Raw genomic sequence first — 22003 nt, 5'->3', positions numbered from 1 at the left:
GAACGAGGGGGATTCCAACTACTACACACCCACCAGAGGAGGTGCGCGGTGTTGAGGTTCGCGGTTCACGGGCACGGCCAGCGCCGCGCCTCCCCGCGCGTTCACCGCACGTCCTGCGGCGATGTTGCGTGCTGCGTTGATGTCCGCGTTGGCCGTGTGCCCGCAGGCCGCGCACCGGAACACCGCTTGGCTCTCACGGTTGCCGGGTGCTGTGTGCCCACAGGCCGAGCAACGCTGACTGGTGAAGGCGGCCGGGACCTTCTCCACCCGGCCCGGCGCCTTGTCTTCGAGGCGTTGGACGAACAGGCCCCAGCCGGCCGCGAGAATCGACCGGTTCAACCCGGCTTTCTGCGCCACGTTCCGACCCGGCTCGGCAACCGTGCCCCGCGCCGAGCGGGTCATGCCCGGAATGTTCAGGTCCTCCACCCGGATCAGGTCGTACCGGCGAGCGAGGTCGGTGCTGGTCTTCTCGACCCAGTCCTTACGCCGGTCGGCCTCCCGGGCCTTGACCCTGGCAATCTGGCCGGCCAGCCGGGTACGCCGGGTGCTGCCCCGCCTGGCCCTGGACAGCCGCCGCGCCAGCCTGCGGAGCCGTTCGGTCTCCTTCGGCCGCAGCCCCGGGCACCTCAGCAGCTGGCCGGTGGACAGCGCGGCGGAGACCTTCACCCCACGGTCGACCCCGACGACCCCTCCCGTACCGGGTGCGTCGACAGGTGCGGGAGCGACGGCGAACGCGACATGCCAGCGACCCGCCCGGTCACAGGTGACCCGGTAGGACCTGAAGTCCGGAACCGGCCGCGACACACGGAACCTCACCCAACCGACCTTCGGTACCCAGCACCGGGACCATCTCCGGTTCAGCTTCTCGACCCTGGCATTCTTACCGACGACCCGGAAGCCCTCGGACCGGCCGCGTTTCCGGTAGACCGGGCGCCTGTGCGAACCGTTGAAGAAGTTACACATAGCCTGGTCGAAATCCCGCAACGCCTGCTGCTGAACCGTCTGCGACCCAGCCCGCAGCCAGTCGAACTCCGCCCGCGCGGCGGTCAACTGCCGGCAACGCTCCAGATGGTCCGGCGCCTTTCCCCGATAGGGCGTCCACCACGACTGCTGTTCAACGGCAAGATTCCACACAAAACGCGCATGCCCGCAGTGCTCCTCGAGCCCAGCGACCTGTCCGGGTGCCGGATCGAGCCGGTAGCGGGACATCTTCCGATTCTACCGAAAGGACACCCGTATGCGTTCCCGTCTGGGGCTCCGTTACCTCCCCGGCCCGAAGGCCGGGGAATCCACGGCGAGAGCCTGATGACCCACCACGGGGCGGCCGAGCTGCCCGCGCTCAGCGAACGCATCGGGAAGGTGCTGGCCCTTGCCCCGTCGGCGCCCGCCGTCGAGTTCGAGCGCCGCTGGCACACCTGGGGCGAGCTGGCAGCGGCGGCCGGCGCGGTCGGCGCGCTGGTACGGCCGGGCGAGCGCGTCGCCCTGCTGCTACGCAACCGGCCGCCGCAGCTCGGCCTGCTCCTCGGCCTGCTCCGGGCCGGTGCCTGCGTGGTCGTCGTCAACCCCGGGCGCGGAGCCGAGCGGGTCCGCGCCGACCTCGACTCCCTCGCCGTCGCGACCGTCGCCGGCGACCGGGCCGATCTGGCCGCCCTGGCGCCGCGGGTGCGCCGGCTCCGCAGCGACGAGCTCGGAGCCGTCACCGGCGGCGGGCCGGCACCGGGCACCGGCGACCTGCGCCCCGAGGTCGCCGTCGAGATGCTCACCAGCGGGACGACCGGACCACCCAAGCGGGTCCCGCTGACCTACGAGACCTTCCGGCGGGTGCTCGCCGGAGCTCGGCACTACGAACGCAGCCCCGACTCCGGCCTGCGGCTGCGCCGGGGCGTGGTTGTCGTGAACGCGCCACTGGTGCACCTCGGCGGGCTGTTCCGAATCCTGCAGTGCGTCAACGACGGCCGCTCGTTCTGCCTGCTCGAACGCTTCCGCGTCGAGGAGTGGGCGGACGCCGTGCGCCGCCACCGGCCCTCGACCGTCAGCCTGGTCCCGGCCGCGCTGCGGATGGTCCTCGACTCCGACCTCGGACCCGCCGACCTGTCCGGCGTGCGGTCGGTGATCTCAGGTACCGCCCCGCTGGCGCCCGAGGACGCCGACGCCTTCCAGGCGAGGTTCGGGGTGCCGGTGCTGACCTCGTACGCGGCGACCGAGTTCGGCGGCGGCGTCGCCGGCTGGAACCTCGCCGACCACGAGCGGTACTGGGCGGCGAAGCGCGGCAGCGTCGGACGGGCCCACGCCGGCTGCGCGCTGCGCGTGGTCGACCCGGGCAGCGGCACACCCCGCGGGCCGGACGAGGCAGGCCTGCTGGAGGTCCGGGCGGCGCAGCTGGGCGACGACAGCGGCTGGACCCGCACCACCGACCTCGCCCGCCTCGACGCCGACGGCTTTCTGTGGATCCTCGGCCGTGCCGACCAGGCGATCATCCGTGGCGGCTTCAAGATCCTGCCGGACGACGTGCGCACCGCCCTGGAACGCGATCCGCGCGTGCGCGGCGCCGCCGTGGTCGGCCACCCCGACGCCCGCCTCGGGGCCGTTCCGGTGGCCGCGGTCGAGCCGCGCCCCGGGATGACGGTGAGCGCCGAGGACCTCCTGGCGGCGGCAGCCGGTGTCCTGGCTCGCTACGAGCTGCCGACTCAGCTGCGGGTTGTCGAGGCGCTGCCGCGGACGCCCTCGGGCAAGGTCGACCTGGCGGCCGTGCGCGACCTGTTCACCGAGCAGCCCTGAACAGCCGGAGGAACGCGGTATGGACCTGACCTACAGCCAGGAGGACGAGGCGTTTCGCGCCGAGCTTCGCTGCTGGCTCGAGGTGGCGGTGCCCGAGCACGGCCCGCCCCCACCCCCCGGTGACTGGCCGGCGCGACGCGCCTACGACACCGCCTGGCAGCGCAGGCTGTACGACGCGGGGTACGCCGGCCTGCACTGGCCCAGCCGGTTCGGCGGCCGCGGCCTGCCGGTCACCCAGCAGCTCGTCTACCTGGAGGAGTACGCCCGCGCCGGCGCCCCGTACATCAGCGTCAACTTCGTGGGGATGATGCACGCCGGCCCGACGCTGATCGCCGAGGGAACCGACGAGCAGCGGGCCTACCATCTGCCGCGCATCCTGCGCGGCGAGCACGTCTGGTGCCAGGGTTTCTCCGAGCCGCAGGCCGGCTCCGACCTCGCCTCCCTGCGCACCAGCGCGGTCCGCGACGGCGACGACTACATCGTCAACGGTCAGAAGATCTGGAGCACCCGGGCACACGTGGCCGACTACGGCGAGCTGCTGGTCCGCACCGACCCCGACGCCCGCAGGCACCGCGGCATCAGCTGGCTCATCCTCGACATGCGCTCCCCCGGCGTCGAGGTCCGCCCGATGCGCACCATCGACGGCGAGGCGCACTTCTGCGAGGTGTTCCTCACCGACGTCCGGGTCCCCGTCGCCAATCTCGTCGGCGCGGAGAACGACGGGTGGCGGGTGACGAACGTGACCCTGCGCTTCGAGCGCGGCACCGCCTTCGCCCAGCACATCATCACCCTGCGCTCCCARCTCCGGGACCTGGTCAGGGCGGCCCGGCTGGTACCTGGGCCGGGCGACGGCACCGCCTGGGACGACCCGGCGCTGCGCTCGCACGTCGGCCGGCTGGAGGCGAACGTCGACGGTCTGTGGCGGATGGCCCAGCGGGGAATCACCGAGGCGGAGGCCACCGGACTGCCCGCGCCCACCGGCTCGGCCGTCAAGCTGCGGTTCAGCGAGCTCAGCCAGGAGCTGAGCGAGCTCGCGGTACGCGTTCTCGGCCGCGCCGCGACGGGCGGCGTGCGGGCCGGCGGGGTGGACGGCATCGAGACCGCCCGGGCCTATCTCTGGTCACTGCAGTACAGCATCGCGGCCGGCACCTCCCAGATCCAGCGCAACCTCATCGCCGAGCGGATCCTCGGAATGCCCCGCCCGGCCTGACATCAGGCACGCCGTCAGCGACGACCCCACCACCGGAGGCCTCACCCATGGATCTCGGCATACGCGATCGCGGTTTCCTCATCGTCGGCGGGACGGCGGGCATGGGGCTGGCCACCGCCGAGGTGCTCGTCGCCGACGGCGCGCGGGTCGCGCTCGTCGGCCGGGACACCGACCGGGCCCAGGCCGCCGTGGAGCGGCTCGGGCAAGGGCGCGCGACGGCGCTCGTCGGCGACGTCGGCCGCCCCGGCGAGGCTGAACGCCTCCTCGCCGAAGCGGTCGAGGCCCTCGGCGAACTCGCCGGCGTCGCGGTGACGACCGGCACCTCCACAGCCGCGCACGCGAGCCTCGACGCGGCATCGGACCAGGTATGGGCAGACGCGGTGGACGACGTGCTGATGGGGACGGTCCGCACTGTCAGGGCGGCTGTTCCGCACCTCGTAGCCGGCGGCGGGGGCACCGTCGTCACCACCGCCGCCTACGGAATGCGCGCCTACCACCCGGACCGCCTGCCCTACGTCACCCTCAAGAGCGGCGTCGCCGCCTTCACGAAGACCGTGGCCAGGGCCTACGGCGGCTCGGGCGTGCGGGCGAACTGCGTCTGCCCCGGTGCCATCGAGACCGCCTCGCTCGCGGCCCTGCGCGGGACGCTCGCCCGGGAACGTGGAGTTCCGCCGGCCGGCCTCCTCGAACAGATCATGGTCGAGGAGTGGCACATGGACGTGGCCCTACGCCGGCCGGGCACACCGGGCGAGGTCGGCGACCTGTTCGCCTTCCTCCTGTCGCCCCGCGCGGGCTATCTCACCGGCGCCGTCATCAACATCGACGGCGGTACCCAGTTCTGATCCGCCGCCCTGAACCCCCGTTCCTGTCGGCCGCCGCGGCCCTACCGCCCGCTGAAGTCCGGCGGCCGCCGTTCCCTGAACGCCACGAGCCCCTCCCTGAAGTCGGCGGTGCGCGACGTCAGCTCGAGCGCGAACGCCTCGTCCTGCATCGCCTCGGTCAGCCCCAGCTCCAGCCCGCGGTTGACCAGGCGCTTGGTGAGCCCGACGGCGACCGTGGCGGCCTGCCCGAGCGTCTCGACCAGCACCGCGACCGCGCTGTCCAGCTCGGCGTCAGGCACGGCCCGGTAGATGAGCCCCCACTCGGCGGCCTGGGCGCCTGACAGCCGCCGGCCGAGCAGCATCAGTTCCTTGGCCCGAGCGATGCCGACCAGACGGGGCAGCAGCCAGGTCGCGCCACTGTCCGGGCTGAAGCCCCGGGTCAGGAACGGCTCCCAGAACCGGCTGCTCTCGGCGGCCACGGTGAAGTCGGCGGCGAGCGCGAGCTGGAACCCGAGGCCGGCGGCGTGGCCGCGGACGACGGCGACGACGGGCAGCTGCACCTCGGTGATGAGCTGGATGAGCCGGTGCGCCTGCAGCGCGGTGCGCCGCTGCACGCTGCCGGGGCGCGGACGGGCGCCGCCGGCGGTGTTCGAGGCCACCCAGTCAGCGCCGGAACAGAAGTCCGGGCCGCGGCTCTCGATCACGACCACCCGGAGCGCGTCGTCGGTGGCCGCGTCCTCGAGGGCACCGACGATCCGCCGCACCGCCGCGGCGTCGAGGGCGTTGCGGCGTTCCGGCCGGTCGAGGCCGATGCGCAGCACGCCGCCGTCCCGGTCAAGGCCGACCCCTGCCTCCGTAGTCACCGACAACCCCCTTTTCTCGCCTGCGCCCGCGATGGTCGGACCCTCGCAGCGGTCAGAGCCGGGCGCCCCCGAAGGGACTCGCCGAGGGTGACATGCATGGGTACGATGCTAACTCCCAGCCCGGAAATATCTAGAGATATAGCATGGCATCGCTGGATGGCGGGACTGTTCGATCAGCGAGAGGGAGAGCCCATGAGCGACGGTCGTGTGCTGCTGGAACGCGACGAGGGGACGGGGATCGCCCGCCTCACGCTCGACAACCCCAGCCGCCGGAACGCGTATGACCCCGCGATGCGGGAACAGCTCGGCACCTACCTCGACGAGCTCGCGGTCGACGACGCGATCAAGGTCGTCCACCTGCGCGGCACCAGCGGCGTCTTCAGCACCGGCGCCGACATGGCCAACGCCTACGCCTGGTACGGCGACGCCGCGAAGGACTCCGCCCGGCGGCGCCCCAGCCAACGCCGGCGGCTGTCCGTCGACCGCAGATCGTTCAGCTTCTACCACAACTTTCTCGGCTACCCGAAAGCCACGATCGCCGAGGTACAGGGCTTCGCGCTCGGCGGCGGCTTCGAACTCGCGCTCATGGCCGACATCGCGATCGTTGCCGGCGACACCCGGATCGGGATGCCCGCGACGCGGTTCCTGGGCCCGGCCCTCGGCTCCCTGCACATGTTCTTCTACCGACTCGGCCCCGTCCTGGCACGCCGCCTGCTCCTCACCGGCGACATGATCCCCGCCAGCGACCTCGCCCACCTCTCGATCTTCACCGAGATCCTCGACAACAGCGACGACGTGCACACACGCGCCGACTGGTGGGCCCGCAAACTCGCCCGCATGCCCGCCGACGGCATCGTCATCGCCAAGGAGGCCTTCCGCCTCGTCGAGCAGCTACAGGCCTACCAGGGCGAAGAGGTCACCAGCTACCTCTTCCACGCCTACGGCACCAACCTCCAGTTCCAGGACGACGAGTTCAACTTCGTCAAGACCCGCGCCGAACACGGCACGAAACGAGCCTTCCAGCTCCGCGACGAACACTTCGACCTCCCCAGCCCGGGAACGACGACCGGCTGACGGGTAGCCGGCACGGCTGCCCCCGGCACTGYGGGCCCACGCCGGACGACGGCGTTGCGGGCACCCAAACATCTAGAGGGAAGGCGCCGGCTGGGGAACAGCGGTTCTAGCTGTAGTCGTTGAAGAGGACCGAGACCCGGTGCTCCGACGACGGGAACGCCGGCACGGCGATGACGTCGCGGTGGCCGCCGGTGCCGCGTTGCACGGATTCCAGGATGATCGCCGTGTCGTCGGTCGGCAGGAAGACGTCCATGCCGGTCATGAAGATCACCGAGAAGAAGGCCGGTATCGGCGCGGTGAGATCTGTCCTGCGGTCCGTTCCGACGTCGGTGAGGAAAAGGCCGATGGGCCGCTTCTGCCGGGGTGTGTTCGCGGGGTTCAGCAGGTTCGCCCCGTCGACGAGCAGCTGGTCGCTGGCGGGTCCCTGGTCGCCCCACCATTCCCGGTATCGGCTGATGGTGATGTTGGTGTGGGCCGGCGCCGTCTCCATCCGCGCGCCGAGGCCTTCGCCGGGGCGGCTGGTGAGCAGTCGGATGAGTCTGTCGTTGCGCTGGAACGGCTGGAAGTAGAAGTGGTGGGTCGCCGCCCCCGGGCGCAGGACGGCGAACTCGTAGGAGGCGCCTGCGCGGGCGGCGATCGGCCCGAAGGCGCCCTCACCGGTGAGGGCGGTCGCGGCGACCGGACTGCCGGGCCGGCGCTTCCCGGTCGCGGCCTCGACCTCGTAGACCTCCAGCCGGCCTTCGCTCAGGCCGACGTTCGTCGGGAACARCACCGCCCGGCCCGACAGCTGGATCATGCCGCCGGCGGTCGGCCGGATCTCGGTGGTGGCCGGCTTCCTGCCGGTGAAGAACTCGAACTCGGCCGCAAAGATGCGCGGCGAGGTCACCGACTCGGTGTGCCCGAGATCCGCGAACTGGACGTTGTCCGCGCCGACGATCTGGCGGGCCGGATCGCCCTCGGCCCAGACCGCGAGTGTGGGCACCCCGCCGGGCGGCGCCTGGGCCGTGCGGCCGTCCAGGTTGACGTAGTGCGCGACGCGCGCGGCCCGCTCCGGCCGGCTGGTGAGGTAGTCCTGGCTGATCATGGTTCCCATCGAGTGCCCGACGAGCTCCACCCTGGCCGCGCCGGTCGCCGTGAGCAGGGCGTCGATGCGCGCATCGATCCGGGCATGTACCTGCTCGGCTGTCTCCACCGTGAAGGTGGAGTCCCAGTCGATCGCGTCGATGTGGCCGACCGGATAGCCGTTCGCGGCGAACCGGCGGGCCGGTGTCTCGAACTGCGCCCCCGAGCCGGCCCCGCCGTGCACGAACAGGATCGGCAGGCGAGACGGATCGGCTGGCGGTTCTACCGGAGTGGTGGTCGGGACGGGCGCCGGCGGCACGGAGGAATCCGAACACGCGACCGTTGCAGCCCCGGTCACCGCCACGGCCAGGAATGCGCCGCATAACGCGACGTACGGCCTTCGAGCGCTGGGCATCGATTCTCCTCCACTGCTGGACGGGAGGGCACTTCGACGCCGATCCGGCCCACCCACGCGGACACGCGCGAGGCCGAAACGTACAGCGCCAGGTTTCCGGCGGGCAACCACAACGACACGGTCGGGCATACCAGGAGACTCATCGCGACAGCACAGGTGACCGCAGCCGCGGTTACCGTTCGGGGCGCTGGCCATGGCTCGTCTGGCTGGCGGATTCACCTTCGGCAATCCGGGCCGCATCACCTTGAGCCCATCTTCGCTCACGGCCATGAAGCGTCGTTTCGAAAGGCTCGTTCTGAATCGGGCGCGAACGTGTTCTCGACGGCGCCGCCACGGCCGGCACAACAGCGGCGGCGTGGCAGGGGCGGGGGCATGGTGGCGGATCCGGGTGCGTTCCCGGCAGATCCCATGGCGGCGATCGGCACACTACGATCCGTATGTGGGGCTCGGGTCACTCCTGCGCCGGCGCGGGGCCCGCTTCCCGGTCGGTGGGTGCTCCGGCTGCGCCGCGGACTCGGGGGGCTGACAGTGGACGCGCTCAACTTCGCCTTCGGTGTGATCGGCGTGTTGTCCTTCGGGTACGCGGTCTGGGTGAACCGACAGGCGGAGAGCACCCGGCGGCTGACGAACCGGCTGACCACGAGCATCCGCGACCTGGCGAAGTCGATCTACGACACCAACCGCGACACCACCACCGAGGGCTACGCCCGCAGCATCATGCAGATCTGCGACAGCCTGCTCCCCGACGCGTCCGACACCCCACCCCTGGTCGGCCGGGTCGTCGTCCGGTACTTCGGCGGTCAGATGCCGCCGCTGGAGACCGCCGTCGGCCAGATCGTCGACCTGGCGGACATCGGGGCCGGGCGGGTGATCCGGGGCCGGTACATCTCGGAGAGCCGCAAAGCCCTCGTCTACGGGCCGCGCGAGACGCTGCCGGTGCGCGGTTCCTATCGCGCGTCGTTCCGGCTCGCGGCCGAGGCCGAGCCGGACGTCGACCTCGTCGCCGAGGAGCCGATCGCACGCATCGAGGTGTACGTGTATCTGCGACGCGAGAAGCTCGCTGCCCGCGACCTGCGGCCGGGCGAGCTGACGTCGGCATTCGACTACCACGAGGTCGGCTTCACCTGCGACAGCGTCGACGACCTGTTCGAGTACCGGGTGATGCTGCTGCGGCCGGGAGCCACCGTCTCCTTCGAACGGGTCACCGTGTACCGCATCTCCGACTGACCACCCGGCCGGATTCCCGACCGAGGCGAGCGGGCCCGCGGGCCGAGTGTGACCAGTACCGCCCTGGTGAGCACTGACGATTCGCAGATATGCATGATACATATAGTTGTGTAGTGCAACGAAGTTGAGGAGGAAGCATGGCTTCCGGCGAGGACACCGACCGCTCCGCTCCGGTCGCCACCAGTCGCACGGGCGATGTGTCGCACGTCAACGCGATCGTCGCGGTCCTGGGTGCGGTGGGCGTCGTCGTCGCGATGATGCAGACCCTTATGGTGCCGCTGCTCCCCGTGCTGCCGTCGCTGCTGCACACGAGCTCGGCCGACGCCTCATGGGCGATCACGGGCACCCTGCTCGCCGCGGCCGTCGCCAACCCGGTGTTCGGCCGTCTGGGCGACCTCTACGGCAAGCGACGCATGATCTTCGTCTCCGGCTTCGTGCTCGCCGGCGGCTCCGTGGTCTGTGCCCTGAGCAACACGCTGGTTCCGCTGGTCGTGGGCCGGTCGATGCAGGGCCTCGGGCTCGCGATCATCCCACTGGGCATCAGCATCATGCGTGACCTGCTCCCCGCGAAGCGGCTCATCCCGGCGATGGCGCTGATGAGCTCGTCGCTCGGAATCGGCAGCGCCCTGGGTCTGCCGATCGCGGCGGCCGTCGCCCAGCAGGCCGACTGGCACGTGCTGTTCTGGACGTCCGCTGTCGCCGTCGTGCTTCTGATGGCGCTGGTGTGGCGGGTCGTGCCCGAATCACCGGTCCGGGGCTCGGGCCGGTTCGACCTGCCCGGCGCGGCCCTGCTCTCCACGGGCCTCATCACCCTGCTGCTCGCCGTGTCGAAGGGAAGCACCTGGGGTTGGTCGAGTGGCATCACCCTGGGGCTGTTCGCAATGTCGGCCGCCGCCCTCGCCGGGTGGGGCTGGTGGGAGACCCGCGCCCCGGCTCCGCTCGTCGACCTGCGCACCACGATCCGGCGTCCGGTGCTGCTGACGAACATCGCCTCCGTCACGCTGGGCTTCGCGATGTACGCGAACTCGCTGATCAACCCGCAGTTGCTCCAGCTCCCGAAGGCCACCGGCCACGGCCTCGGCCAGTCGCTGCTCGCCACCGGGCTGTGGATGGCACCCGTGGGGCTGGTGATGATGGCCGTGTCGCCGCTGGCCGGCCGCCTGATCACCGCGCGTGGCCCGAAGATCTCTCTCGTCACCGGCTCGGCCGTCGTCGCGGGTGGTTACTGCCTCGCCATCGGACTCACCGGCAGCCCGCTGGGAGTCCTTATCGTCAGCTGCGTCATCTGTGCCGGTGTCGCGCTGGCGTACGCGGCCCTGCCGACACTGATCATGCAGGCCGTTCCGGCCTCCGAGGGCGCCTCCGCCAACGGCCTCAACACCCTGATGCGCGCCATCGGAACCTCGGCGGCGAGCGCGGTGATCGGCGTGGTGCTGGCGAACATGACGATCCCCTTCGGCCCGACGCAGGTGCCGTCCCTCGCGGGTCTGCACCTCGGCTATCTGATCGGCGCCGCGGCCRCCCTCACCGCCGGCCTCGTCGCCCTCGGCATCCCCGGTCGGGCAGCACCGACACCGAACCTCACCGTTCCGGAACAGACCCGCTCCACGCCACAGGCCATCCAGCCGGCTGTGGCGATGGCCTCGAAGAACTGAGCCCCCGGCCCCGACGTCCCGCGATCAGGATCTCAGGAACACCCGCGGCCAAGGCGTCAGGGACCATACCCGCGCGTCCATCGGGTACGTTCCAGTATTTCGTCGAGACTGCCCTTGCGGCTGTCCCAGGCGCGACGGTTGCGACCATCGATCAGCGGGCGGGCCGCCTCGACCGGATCGATCTGGAAAGGCGTGAGCTCGGCGTGCACGACACCATCGAGATGCCAGCGCACACGCCTCACCGTGTTGTGGACATCGCCGTCCAGGCGTATCTCGTCACCAGTACGCGGGGTGTGCAGGGTGTCCATGTCGTAATGCCAACGCATGGCAACACGATTGAACTGGAAGCCCGCACCGGCTTCCGGCGGGTAGATATCCAGCCACAGACGGACGGTCATTCGACCTCCTGGTAATCCTGCGCCAACCATACCAACCGGCCGAATTCGAGGACAAAGCGGTCCAGGCGGGAAGGTCGGGTCCCGCCCCCGACCTGAGGCTGGCACGCAGGAGGCCTCACGCCGGTGTGCGGGCAGCGGCAGCCGGTGACAACATTCGGCGACCGGCCTGCCACGGCCGGTCGCGCGGCGATCGACACAGCGCGGCGGCGTCCAACCAACGAGGCGGCTGCTACCGATGGCTCACGGATCAACCGTTCACGGCGTGACGTACGACCTGCTCCGAGCGCTGGGCATGACCACCGTCTTCGGTAACCCGGGGTCGACGGAGGAGCCGTTCCTGCGGAACTTCCCGGCCGACTTCACCTATGTCCTCGGCCTGCAGGAGGCGTCCGTCATCGCCATGGCCGACGCGTTCGCGCAGGTCACCCGGCGACCCGCGCTGGTGAACCTGCACTCCTCCGCAGGGGTTGGGAACGCTGTCGGGAACCTGGTCACGGCCTACCACGGCCACACACCGCTGATCGTCACCTCGGGCCAGCAGCACCGGAAGATGCTGGTCGGCGAGCCCTATCTCGCCAACCGCGACGCGACGACACTGCCGATGCCCTGGGTCAAGTGGGCCTATGAGCCGGTACGCGCCGAGGACGTCCCCGCGGCCCTGATGCGGGCCTACGCGATGGCGGTGCAGCCTCCGGCCGGCCCGGTCTATCTCTCGATCCCGCTCGACGACTGGAACGTCCCGCTGGCCGGCCCGGCAGTCCTACGCGGCGTGAGCGCCGCCGTCGCGCCCGACGCCGAACGGCTGCGGGGCTTCGCCCAGCGCATCTCGGCGAGCCTGCGCCCGGCACTGGTGATCGGCCCGGACGTCGATCGGCGCGGTGGCTGGCACGCGGCCGTCGCCCTCGCCGAGAAGCTGCAGGCTGCCGTGTACGGCCCGCCGTTGCCGGACCGCATCTCCTTCCCGGAGGAGCACCCGCTCTACCAGGGGCCCCTGGGCCTCTCCCAGAAGGCCGTGAGCGAGCGGCTGGCCGGGCATGACCTCGTGGTCGTGGCCGGAGCCGAGGTCTTCCGTTACTACCCCTATGTGGCCGGCGACGTTCTACCCGCCGGCGCCGAGCTGCTGCAGCTCACGGACGACCCGGCGGTGGCCGCGTCGGCGCGCGTCGGCGACAGCCTGCTCGGCGACCCGCGGATCGCCCTGGAACTTCTCACGGAGCAGGTGGCGGAAGGTTCCCGGCGGACCCCTCCGCGGCCGCTGCCCCGGGCCAGAACACTGCCGGACGGGCCGAGCAGGCCACTGACGGCTGCGGAGGTCCACGCGGCACTGCACGCGGCCCGCCCGGCGGACGCCGTCATCGTCTACGAGTCGACCTCGACGATGGCCCTGCGGGACGAGTGGCTACCGACGGCCGGACCCGACTCGTTCTTCGCGACGGCCAGYGGCGGCATCGGGTGGGCGGTGCCGGCCGCAGTCGGGGTGGCGCTCGGTGACCGGGCGCGYGGCAGGCGCCGCCCGGTGATCGGCGTCATCGGCGATGGTTCCTTCCAGTACTCCGTGCAGGCGGTCTGGACCGCCGCGCAGCACGCACTGCCCATCGCCTACGTCGTCCTGCGCAACCGGGAGTACTCGGTGCTGAAGTCCTTCGCCGAGCTGGAGAACACGCCCGGAGTTCCGGGGCTCGACCTGCCGGGGCTGGACATCGCCTCACTCGCGCGCGGCTTCGGCTGCCGGGGCGTCCAGGTCGACACCACGGACGAGCTCGAGAAGGAACTCACCGTGGCTCTCACGACCGACACCCCCACTGTCATTGTGGTCGAGACCCGGCCGCAGCACGCCGATCTCTGACGCGCGCCGGTTCGGAGCATCAGCCGTCGTGTCTGGTACCGCACCACTGCTCCTTCCCGTCGGGTCCGGGAACGACCTCGTAGGCAGTGCCCGTGGCATTAACCTTCGCGAAGGTGAGACAGGTCGCCGGCCGTCCGCGATTGGCGCTCAGGTCCACACCACCTGGCATGAGACCGGCCGCCGGGTAGTCGGTGACTGACCGAAGCCCGCGGTGGAATGCTTCTCGCGTCGGGCACTCGCCCGCCATTTCCAGGCCACGCACCAGCATGTCGGCCGCCACGTAGGAGCTGAGCACGGTGATCTGGTCCGGGTCCGGGGTCTCGGCCGCGTAGCGGGCCATCGTTTCCCGGAAATGTCTCAGGTTGGGCGATGCGGAGTCCCAGGAAATATGGTCGAAGAAAGCCGTCGCGCCGGCCAGGTCCGTCCCCGCCTCGGCGAGCAGGCGCTTGTCGTAGGCGACCGCGGACAGAACCGTCCGGTAGGTGACGTTGGCTGCGCGGGAGGCCCGGAGCAGCTCGCGCAGCCCGTCGATCGGAGTCTGGACAACGAGCACGTCGGCCTGGCTCGCCGCGATCCTGGCCACCACCTGTCCCGGAGAGCTCTGGCCCACCGTGTACGGGATGCGCGCCACCAGTGCCACACCCTGGCCGCTCATGCTCGCGATCATCTGATCGCTGAGGGTCTGCGACGGTTCCGACAGGGACTCTTCCACCACAGCAACCCTGGTACCGCCCTGGGCGACCGCGAACTCGCCCAGAGTGCTCACGGAGCCGTTGGTCGAGTACAGGTAGTCAGGCGCGAACATGGTGTCGTAGTCGTTCCAGGCCGTCTCGGAGGCAAGGCCGACAACCGGGATACCGGCACCCGCCAGATAACGGGCCGAACCCGACGCGRCTGTCGTGAGCTGCGCGATGCCGAACACGCCACTGCGCTCCACGATTCTGCGTACTGCGACATCGTTCCTCGAAGGTTGACCAGCGTCGTCGGCCAGAACGATCTCCAACTCGCGGCCGTGCACGCCTCCGGATTCGTTCGCCAGGGCGACACGGGCCTCGAAACCACTGCGGGCGGCGCTGAAGACGGAACTCAGCGGCCCGGTGGCCGGATAGATCAGGCCGACCTTCACCCGATCGACGGCGATGCCCGGCTCGGTGCAGGGCGGAGCGGAGGGGGCCGACCCGCCGTCGGCACCACACCCGGCGCCTGCGATCATCAGTGCCGCGACGGCGGACACCGCCGCCACCGCGGCGCGTCGCCGACGGCTCCCAGCCAGAATCCCAGTCATCCAGCTAAGGTCTCGGACAGTATGCTGCACAGGCACCCGGAAACCCGGGCCGGCAACAGCTCGGCGTACCGGTGACCTGTTGCCGGGCGATGCTCCAGATCAGCACCGAGAACCTCGCAGGTTTTCTTCCGATACATGACGTCAGTGTCCTTACTGCTTGGGAAAATGGTCCGGACAGTTCAGCTCGAGCTGCCCGATACATTCACGGGCAGTGCTGCGGCAGTCGACGGGGGAACCGCAGGGCGACGACGAACGTGCGGGCCCCGGGCGCGTGAGCGCTTCCGGCGGCCGAATGCGCCGCGCCGACGGACATTGCGCCGGACGACCCGGGACGACGGGAACGGGCCCACGCCAAGGCGCACCTCGTGGTACCCGATGACCGTCACCGCAACGAGATGCGACAGCGGCGACATCAGACCCATCGATACACGGCTCCTCTACGCAGGCACGCAGGCTTCGGCAAGAGACGTCTCGTCGACGAAACTGGTCGTCTGACAATCAGTTGACCTGCGCCCCTCCTGAGGATGGTGCCGACGGCATGAAGCGTATTAGGCGGTCGCCAAAGGCGATGCGAGACTTTCTAGCACAGAATCACGAGCGTGGCAAGACGCATCCGGGGAAACACCAACACCATCCACGTCGCAGAGCTTTTCTGTCGCGAAGCCCCTGCTCCCGCGGTCGCGACCCGGGCAGGCGGGTGACCAGCATATCCGCCAGAGAAGCCGCGAGTGACGCACAAACGACCCAGCGCTACCTGACCTGGCAGTCCCCTCATCCGCCCCGCAGCACCGTCAGGCGCCGAACGTCCCGCTTCAGGACTCAGGACAGCTACCACATGGCGATCGTTCGGTACCGCACCAGGCAGGGCGGCCCGGTCGACGGCCAACCCGGATAGATGATCTTGAAAGTGATTGCTACACCAGAGGTGGGTGCCGGCGTGCGGGAGGTGTCGATCGCTCCTGCGCGCCCGGATCACGCCCTACACTGACGAGCTCCCGGGCAGTGATGCGACACGTGTCGCGGTGCGGTGAGGGGAGCACCCTCGAACGACGGGAGAACGAATGCGGGTGTTACTTGTCGAGGACGACGTGCCACTCGCCGACGCAGTGACCCGGGCGCTGCGCCGGGAACGCTTTGCAGTCGATGTGGCTCACGACGGTGATGCCGCGCTCGCGAAGATCGACGTCGTCGACTACGAGATCGTCGTCCTGGACCGCGGTCTCCCCGGCCTGCACGGTGACGCCGTGCGTGAACGTATCGTGGGCGACCGGCGACCAAGCCGCGTTCTCATGCTCACTGCCTCGGACAACGTCTCCGAACGGGTGGAAGGACTGATGCTCGGGGCGGACGACTATCTCCCGAAGCCCTTCGACATGCGGGAGCTGGTGGCACGGTTACGGGCCCTCGGTCGGCGAAGCCAGCGCGCGGCGCCACCGGTGCTGCGATGCCGGGACATCGTGTTGGACGCGAGCCGTCGAACGGCCCTACGCGGCGACCGCGACCTCCGTCTCACCAACCGCGAGTTCGCGCTGCTCGAAACGCTGATGCTCGCGGACGGAGCCGTACTCAGTGCGGAGCAGCTCATGGAGAGTGTGTGGGACGACCGGCTCGATCCGTTCAGCAACGCGGTCCGCGTCACCGTGCTGGCCCTGCGCCGTAAACTCGGCGATCCGCCGGCCATCATTACCGTTCCCTCCGCCGGATACCATCTGAAATGAAGATCAGGACCCGGATCACCGCTATGATCTCCGCCGCGCTGGTCGTTGCCGGATCATCAACCCTGGTAGTCGACACGATCGCGCTCAGGAATGTCGAGTACCCGTCGGTCTACTCTTTCAACAGCGCGCTGCTGCATGAGCTGAGCATTTCGCAGTCGACCGTGGTYCAGCACATTCGGCAGCATCCGGAGGAGCTTTTCGCCTCGCAGTTCGCCGAACAACCGCTGCCGGACGGCAGGACGGTCGGCGAGGTGGCGCGCACTCTCCAGCAACGTCCCATGGACGAGGCACTCGCGAGCGCGCGGCGCTGGTCGTTCGTCGGACTGGCCGCTGTGCTCGTGGGGGCGGTGGGGGCGGCCTGGGTGTTGGCTGGAAGCATCCTGCGGCCGATCCGGAGGATGACCGTCCGCGCACGATCGGCGTCCGTGTCGGACCTCGGGACGCGTGTGTCGGCCGGTGGTCCGAAGGACGAGATCGGGGAACTCGCCGACACCTTCGACGCGATGCTCGATCGGCTCGCCCTGGCGTTCGACGCACAGCGCCGCTTCGCCTCCCAGGTCGCGCACGAGCTTCGCACACCGCTGGCCACCACCCGGACCGAGATCGCGATGCTGCTCGACGACACGACCGACCGTGACACCGCCTGCCGGCTGGAGGCGGTCCGCGACGCCGTCGACCGCGGTGAGCGTCTCGTGGCGCGGCTGCTCGTGCTCTCCCGCGTCGACCTGCGCGCCCTCGAGAAGTCGAGGTTCGCGCTCGACGAGCTTGTCGGCAACGTCCTGGGCCGGGTCGTCGAGGGGCCGGCGTTCTCCCGGCTGCGCGTCGATGTGGACCTGCGAACCACCGAGGTGGCCTGCGACCGCGCGCTGGTGGAGAGCCTCGTGCGGAACCTGCTGGACAACAGTGCCCGGCACAACCGGGCGGCCGACGGCTGGGTACGGGTCGAGGTCGCACCCGACCCGGAGAGCGGCATGGCACGGCTGGTCGTCGCCAACTCGGTCGCCTCCCCGACCGAATCCTTCAGCCGGCCGCCCGGCCAGGACGCCGGCCCTGCGCCCTCCCCTCCCGGCGGACCCGGCAGGGCCGGCGGACCCGGCGAGGCCGACAGCGACGCCTCCAGCAGGCCCGGGACAGGGCTGTCGATCGTGAACGCGGTGCTGCGTGCCCATGGCGGCGCCATCGCATGGACCCGCTGCCCCGGCGAGGTCACGGCCCACATCACGATTCCCGCCGTGCGGGCAGTCGAAGAGCCAGGCGTTCCCACGGTCAGCTAACGCTCTGCTAACACGGCTTTCAGTAGCTTCCCCCGACATTCGTCGCCGTTGTCCGTGGGGAGCACGCCGTGCCGAGGTCGACATCCGCACCATCGCGATCAGCAGCATCCCGATCAACATCATCACGAACACGACCACGACCACGGAGGTCACGGTGGTTACTCGGCTGCCTGGCCGCGGTCCTGGTGGCGGTTCCGGCGTGTTCGGACTCGCAACCGGACCGGCCGGCCGACACCGGGAGGCCGGCCGGCGGGGTTCCCGCACCGCCGGCGCCGGAGCCGATCTCCGTCCGTGAGCTGCCACTGCCGCCGGTCGCACCCGGCACCGATCCGGGTGCGTGCACGGCTGCCGCCAACCCGCGCCGCACGGGGTGCATCAGCAGGAGCGGGGGCTTCCAGTCGGGCGGCTACCTGCCGGACGGCGCCCATGTCACAGCCCGGGTCTCCTTCGCCGGCGCGCCCGCCGCGCCCGACCCCGCGAGCGTGTACAGCGGCGACCAGTTGATCATCGTGCGAACCGACGGGAGGGCCTTTCCCAACGGCGACGCCTGGAAGTGCTTGACCTGCGGGGTGCCGGCCGCGAACGCGGTGGGCACCAACGAGGCGAGGGACTATCCCCGGCCGAGACGCACATCTATCCCATCCGGTGGAACAACACCGCGGACGACTCCGGCAGGGGCGGGAGCATCCGCGAGCTGCGTATCCATCCGGACGACGTCCACCTCGGCTTCAGCAGCTTCACCATCGCGAACGGGCGGTTCGGCCAGTTCGCCTATCTCGGACGTCTGGAGTTCATCCCGACGCCGACCACCGGCACACCCATGGCACCGCGCTACGACGTGGTCACCGTGACCCGGTTGTTCGACCCGGCCGACACCCAGCCGATGTCCGTCGACCCGAAGGACCCGCGCAGGCTGGTTTACGACCGCGAGGCACTGTCCGTCGGTGAGCTGCGCGGCTTCAGCGCGGACGGCCGGGAGGTCACCTACATCGGGTACCCCGAGGAGTCGTCCAACATCGACGTGTTCGCCGCCGACCTGAGCACGGGCAAGGTCCGCCGCCTGACCTCGAATCCGGAGTACGTCGATCCGGTCGACCTCTCCCCCGACGGCAGGTGGACCGTGGCCATGGACACCCGCGGCTCCGACCGCCAGATGTTCCTGGCCGGGATGCGCGGCGTCCCGCCGATCACGGACATGATCACCACCAGTGCGACCTCGTCGACCCGCAACAACGGGCAGCGGCGGTTCTTCCAACCGATCCTCATCGACAGCCACGGCGACCGCGGCGGTTATCAGGGCCAGCGGATCAACGCCGCCGGCGACGGCAGGGCCCACCCGCAGCCGGCCAACCAGACGTGAGCAGATGTGACGTGACACACCCAAAACATTGAACTAGTGTTCAAACACCAGCGAACTGGGCGCTTACGCCTTCGGCAGTGGCCGAGGCGGAGGCAGTCACGGCGTGGGGGGCGGTGATGCGCTCCTCCCGCATCACGGGCACCAGCCGAGGAGATCCAGTGGGAAAGCTTGACGGCAAGATCGCGTTCATCACCGGGGCGGCTCGCGGCCAGGGCCGCAGCCACGCGATCCGTTTAGCCCAGGAGGGCGCGGACATCATCGCGGTCGACATCTGCGCCCAGATTGCATCGGTGCCCTACCCGATGTCCACCCCGGAGGACCTGGCGCAGACCGTGAAGGAGGTGGAGGGGCTGGGCCGGCGGATCGTCGCCAGGCAGGCCGACGTCCGAGACCTGCCCGCGCTGCAGCAGGCCTTCGACGACGGCACCGCCGAGCTGGGCCCGGTCGACATCGTCCTGGCGAACGCCGGCATCGGGCCCGGTGGAATGGCCACGGAGGACGACCAGTGGGCCGACGTCATCAGCGTCAACCTCACCGGTGTGTGGAACACCGGCCGGGTGGCGATCCCGTCGATGGTCGAGCGGAACCAGGGCGGCGCGATCGTGCTGACCAGCTCCACGGGCGGCCTGATCGGCGTGGGCCTTCCCTCCGCGGGGTTCCAGGGCTACACCGCCGCCAAGCACGGCGTCGTCGGGCTGATGCGGTCGTGGGCCAACTACCTGGCCCCGTACAGCATCCGGGTCAACAGTGTCGCCCCGACCACGGTCAAGACACCCATGGCCGCCAACGGAGACCTGTCGGTCATCACGGCGGGGTCACCGGAGCTCGCGCGGGTGCTGGCCAACGCGATGCCGGTCGACGCGGTTGATCCGGTCGACGTCTCCAACGCCATCCTGTGGCTGGTGTCGGAGGACGCCCGGTACGTGACCGGCACGGTCGTTCCGGTGGACGCCGGTCAGCTGAACAAGCGCTGACCCGCACGGACGAGCCCGTACCGGCGGCGCGCCGCCGGTACGGGCTCGTCGCCGGTACGGGCTCGTCGCCGGTACGGGGCCGGCGGTGCGGCCGAGGGCCCGGCCGACAGCGGCGTCGCGGGGTCACCGACCGAGTTCATCGCGACCTAACGCTTTATTTTGGCGCTCGGTGCCAATATGGTGATTCGCACGGTCCTCGGCTTCCCGACCGCGGCGGTCACGACGTCCGCGGCGGCGGGAGACGACGAAGGAGACATCGTGCAGACACCGATCACACCCGCGAGTGCAGGGCAGTCCGGCGGGGCCACCGACCTCGGGATCGACGACACGACCGCGCAGGCTCCGCTCGAGGAGGACGCTCTGATCGAGGAGGTCTCGATCGACGGCATGTGCGGCGTCTACTGACACCGCCGTGCTGCCGGGCGCTGCCGCCGACGAGGTGGACACGATCCTCGACGAGGCGTGGGAGCTGTCACGGGTGGTGGCGCTGCGCCCCGAGCCGTTCGGGGCACTCGCCTACCACTTCGACAACCGCCGACTGATCTTTCTCAAGCGCCCGGAACTGGTCGAGGTCGTGCGCGGTCTGGGCGCCGCGCCGGACGTGCGAACCGCGCTGACCAGGGCGGGTGTACCCGCCGGTCAGTGGGCCGCCTACGCCCGCGCGCTGCGCGGCCTCGCCGACGCCGATGTGATCCGTCATCGCGAGACCCCGGGAGAGGCCCGATGACCACCCTGACCGACGCCCCGGCTGACGGGACGTCCAGTCCCTCCGCCGTCTCCCTGGTGYAGCGGTTCGAGCGCGGACTGGACGCGCCGATCTGTCTGACCTGGGAGCTGACCTACGCCTGCAACCTGTCGTGTGTGCACTGYCTGTCGTCCTCCGGTCGTCGTGACCCACGCGAGCTGAGCACCGCGCAGTGCGAGGCGATCATCGACGAGCTCCAGGCGATGCAGGTCTTCTACGTCAACATCGGCGGCGGGGAACCGACCGTCCGCCCGGATTTCTGGCACCTGCTGCGGTACGCGGTCGACCGCCACGTGGGCGTGAAGTTCTCCACGAACGGCGTGCGCCTCGACCGGGCGCGGGCCCGGCAGCTGGCCCGCACCGACTACGTGGACGTCCAGGTGTCGCTGGACGGCGCCACCGCGGAGGTCAACGACCGGGTACGGGGTCGGGGATCGTTCGAGATGGCCCTGCGGGCGCTGGACAACCTGGCCGAGGCCGGGTTCCGGGACGCGAAGGTGTCCGTCGTGGTGACCCGGGAGAACGCCGGCCAGCTCGACCAGTTCCAGCGCATCGCCGACGACCACGGTGCGACGCTGCGGCTCACCCGGCTGCGCCCCTCCGGGCGCGGCGCGGACGTCTGGGACGAGCTGCATCCGACCGCGCAGCAGCAGCGGGACCTCTACGACTGGCTGGTGGGGGCGGGCGAGAAGGTCCTGACCGGGGACTCGTTCTTCCACCTGGCCGGCTTCGGCGAGAAGCTGCCCGGCCTGAACCTGTGCGGGGCGGGGCGGGTGGTCTGCCTCATCGACCCGGTGGGTGACGTCTACGCCTGCCCGTTCACCATTCACGAGACCTTCCGGGCCGGCAACGTCGTCGCCGACGGCGGCTTCGCCCCGGTGTGGCGCACCAGCGAGCTGTTCCGGGAGCTGCGCGAGCCGCAGAGCGGCGGTGCCTGCTCGGCGTGCGGGTTCTACGACGCCTGCCGGGGCGGATGCATGGCGGCCAAGTTCTTCACCGGCCTGCCACTGGACGGACCGGACCCGGAGTGTGTGCAGGGCTACGGGCAGCAGGCCCTGGCCGATCCCGGACGAACCGTGCCGGCGGCGGACCACGACCACTCGCACCGAACCGGCCGCAGGGCGCGGTCCGCCGGCGAGCCGGTGCTGGTCCAGATCGGCCCCCCACCGACCGCGGTGGCGGCTCCGCCGATCGCAGTGACGGCACCGCCGGTCCCGGCGTGCGCCGAGAACCCGTTGGCGGGCTTCACACCCACGGGCTGAGACGTGATCGGACGCGGCTGCTCCCACAGCGGAGCG

At 70.4% G+C, this 22003-nt stretch carries 19 protein-coding genes; 14 read left to right on the top strand and 5 right to left on the bottom strand.

Going from position 1 to position 22003, the window contains the following annotated elements; translation table 11 throughout:
• Window positions 1-21: 21 nt before the first annotated feature.
• Window positions 22-1209, bottom strand: coding sequence for an RNA-guided endonuclease InsQ/TnpB family protein (locus CC117_RS09475; protein ID WP_071083368.1), 1188 nt, complete (start codon window positions 1207-1209; stop codon window positions 22-24).
• A gap of 96 nt (window positions 1210-1305) precedes the next feature.
• Here CC117_RS09475 and CC117_RS09470 point away from each other — a divergent pair, with 96 nt between their 5' ends.
• Genes CC117_RS09470 through CC117_RS09460 form a run of 3 tightly spaced genes read left to right on the top strand, consistent with a single transcriptional unit; the run spans window position 1306 to window position 4830 of the window.
• Window positions 1306-2778, top strand: coding sequence for a class I adenylate-forming enzyme family protein (locus tag CC117_RS09470; RefSeq protein ID WP_071083367.1), 1473 nt, complete (start codon window positions 1306-1308; stop codon window positions 2776-2778).
• A 19-nt stretch (window positions 2779-2797) separates the two neighbouring features.
• Window positions 2798-3988, top strand: a complete 1191-nt coding sequence (locus tag CC117_RS09465; RefSeq protein WP_071083366.1) for an acyl-CoA dehydrogenase family protein — start codon at window positions 2798-2800, stop codon at window positions 3986-3988.
• A 47-nt stretch (window positions 3989-4035) separates the two neighbouring features.
• Window positions 4036-4830: an SDR family NAD(P)-dependent oxidoreductase gene (locus CC117_RS09460; RefSeq protein WP_084131813.1), complete on the top strand. Its 795-nt coding sequence runs from the start codon at window positions 4036-4038 to the stop codon at window positions 4828-4830.
• Between the two features lie 41 nt (window positions 4831-4871).
• On the opposite strand, the gene CC117_RS09455 is transcribed toward CC117_RS09460, so the two are convergent.
• A complete protein-coding gene (locus tag CC117_RS09455; protein WP_084131811.1) occupies window positions 4872-5672 on the bottom strand; it encodes an enoyl-CoA hydratase-related protein in 801 nt (266 codons plus the stop codon).
• Between the two features lie 192 nt (window positions 5673-5864).
• Here CC117_RS09455 and CC117_RS09450 point away from each other — a divergent pair, with 192 nt between their 5' ends.
• Complete coding sequence (locus tag CC117_RS09450) at window positions 5865-6746, top strand: enoyl-CoA hydratase/isomerase family protein (RefSeq protein ID WP_071083364.1); 882 nt, start codon at window positions 5865-5867, stop codon at window positions 6744-6746.
• A gap of 106 nt (window positions 6747-6852) precedes the next feature.
• On the opposite strand, the gene CC117_RS09445 is transcribed toward CC117_RS09450, so the two are convergent.
• Window positions 6853-8127 carry an alpha/beta fold hydrolase gene (locus CC117_RS09445; protein ID WP_241829965.1) on the bottom strand — a complete coding sequence of 425 codons (1275 nt, stop codon included), beginning with the start codon at window positions 8125-8127 and terminating at the stop codon, window positions 6853-6855.
• A 588-nt stretch (window positions 8128-8715) separates the two neighbouring features.
• Here CC117_RS09445 and CC117_RS09440 point away from each other — a divergent pair.
• Together CC117_RS09440 and CC117_RS09435 are read left to right on the top strand one after the other, a co-directional pair.
• Window positions 8716-9450: a hypothetical protein gene (locus CC117_RS09440; protein ID WP_131803041.1), complete on the top strand. Its 735-nt coding sequence runs from the start codon at window positions 8716-8718 to the stop codon at window positions 9448-9450.
• A gap of 137 nt (window positions 9451-9587) precedes the next feature.
• A complete protein-coding gene (locus CC117_RS09435; RefSeq protein WP_071083361.1) occupies window positions 9588-11105 on the top strand; it encodes an MFS transporter in 1518 nt (505 codons plus the stop codon).
• A 56-nt stretch (window positions 11106-11161) separates the two neighbouring features.
• On the opposite strand, the gene CC117_RS09430 is transcribed toward CC117_RS09435, so the two are convergent.
• On the bottom strand, window positions 11162-11503 hold the full coding sequence (locus CC117_RS09430) for a hypothetical protein (protein WP_071083360.1): 342 nt from the start codon (window positions 11501-11503) through the stop codon (window positions 11162-11164).
• Window positions 11504-11738: 235 nt separating this feature from the next.
• Here CC117_RS09430 and mdlC point away from each other — a divergent pair, with 235 nt between their 5' ends.
• The gene (mdlC, locus tag CC117_RS09425) at window positions 11739-13349 is read left to right on the top strand and encodes a benzoylformate decarboxylase (protein WP_071083359.1); all 1611 of its coding nucleotides are present in this window, start codon (window positions 11739-11741) and stop codon (window positions 13347-13349) included.
• Between the two features lie 19 nt (window positions 13350-13368).
• Here mdlC and CC117_RS09420 read toward each other — a convergent pair whose 3' ends face one another.
• Entirely contained in the window at window positions 13369-14583 is a 1215-nt protein-coding gene (locus CC117_RS09420) for an ABC transporter substrate-binding protein (protein WP_241829963.1), read from the bottom strand.
• A 1112-nt stretch (window positions 14584-15695) separates the two neighbouring features.
• Here CC117_RS09420 and CC117_RS09415 point away from each other — a divergent pair.
• From CC117_RS09415 to mftC, 7 genes are all read left to right on the top strand, one after another.
• The gene (locus CC117_RS09415; protein ID WP_071083357.1) at window positions 15696-16352 is read left to right on the top strand and encodes a response regulator transcription factor; all 657 of its coding nucleotides are present in this window, start codon (window positions 15696-15698) and stop codon (window positions 16350-16352) included.
• The gene (locus tag CC117_RS09410; protein ID WP_071083356.1) at window positions 16349-17626 is read left to right on the top strand and encodes a HAMP domain-containing protein; all 1278 of its coding nucleotides are present in this window, start codon (window positions 16349-16351) and stop codon (window positions 17624-17626) included. The genes CC117_RS09415 and CC117_RS09410 overlap by 4 nt, the downstream gene beginning before the upstream one ends.
• 553 nt (window positions 17627-18179) lie before the next feature.
• Window positions 18180-18986: a TolB family protein gene (locus tag CC117_RS34455; protein WP_071083355.1), complete on the top strand. Its 807-nt coding sequence runs from the start codon at window positions 18180-18182 to the stop codon at window positions 18984-18986.
• A gap of 158 nt (window positions 18987-19144) precedes the next feature.
• Complete coding sequence (locus CC117_RS09400; RefSeq protein ID WP_071083354.1) at window positions 19145-19960, top strand: mycofactocin-coupled SDR family oxidoreductase; 816 nt, start codon at window positions 19145-19147, stop codon at window positions 19958-19960.
• Window positions 19961-20137: 177 nt separating this feature from the next.
• Window positions 20138-20365 carry a mycofactocin precursor MftA gene (mftA, locus tag CC117_RS09395; RefSeq protein WP_071083353.1) on the top strand — a complete coding sequence of 76 codons (228 nt, stop codon included), beginning with the start codon at window positions 20138-20140 and terminating at the stop codon, window positions 20363-20365.
• 7 nt (window positions 20366-20372) lie between these two features.
• A complete protein-coding gene (gene mftB, locus CC117_RS09390; protein WP_084131809.1) occupies window positions 20373-20687 on the top strand; it encodes a mycofactocin biosynthesis chaperone MftB in 315 nt (104 codons plus the stop codon).
• The gene (gene mftC / locus CC117_RS09385; RefSeq protein WP_071083352.1) at window positions 20684-21967 is read left to right on the top strand and encodes a mycofactocin radical SAM maturase; all 1284 of its coding nucleotides are present in this window, start codon (window positions 20684-20686) and stop codon (window positions 21965-21967) included. The genes mftB and mftC overlap by 4 nt, the downstream gene beginning before the upstream one ends.
• The last annotated feature ends 36 nt before the right edge of the window (window positions 21968-22003 follow it).

The organism is Parafrankia colletiae, assembly GCF_001854655.1.
Classification (GTDB): domain Bacteria; phylum Actinomycetota; class Actinomycetes; order Frankiales; family Frankiaceae; genus Parafrankia; species Parafrankia colletiae.
This window is presented reverse-complemented; position numbering and strand designations above follow the sequence as displayed.

What these genes read in the sequence shown, in the direction of transcription:
- CC117_RS09475 (WP_071083368.1), bottom strand. Translation starts at nt 1,209, where the DNA reads ATGTCCCGCTACCGGCTCGATCCGGCACCCGGACAGGTCGCTGGGCTC.
- CC117_RS09470 (WP_071083367.1), top strand. Translation starts at nt 1,306, where the DNA reads ATGACCCACCACGGGGCGGCCGAGCTGCCCGCGCTCAGCGAACGCATC.
- CC117_RS09460 (WP_084131813.1), top strand. Translation starts at nt 4,036, where the DNA reads ATGGATCTCGGCATACGCGATCGCGGTTTCCTCATCGTCGGCGGGACG.
- CC117_RS09450 (WP_071083364.1), top strand. Translation starts at nt 5,865, where the DNA reads ATGAGCGACGGTCGTGTGCTGCTGGAACGCGACGAGGGGACGGGGATC.
- CC117_RS09430 (WP_071083360.1), bottom strand. Translation starts at nt 11,503, where the DNA reads ATGACCGTCCGTCTGTGGCTGGATATCTACCCGCCGGAAGCCGGTGCG.
- CC117_RS09415 (WP_071083357.1), top strand. Translation starts at nt 15,696, where the DNA reads ATGCGGGTGTTACTTGTCGAGGACGACGTGCCACTCGCCGACGCAGTG.
- mftA (WP_071083353.1), top strand. Translation starts at nt 20,138, where the DNA reads ATGGTGATTCGCACGGTCCTCGGCTTCCCGACCGCGGCGGTCACGACG.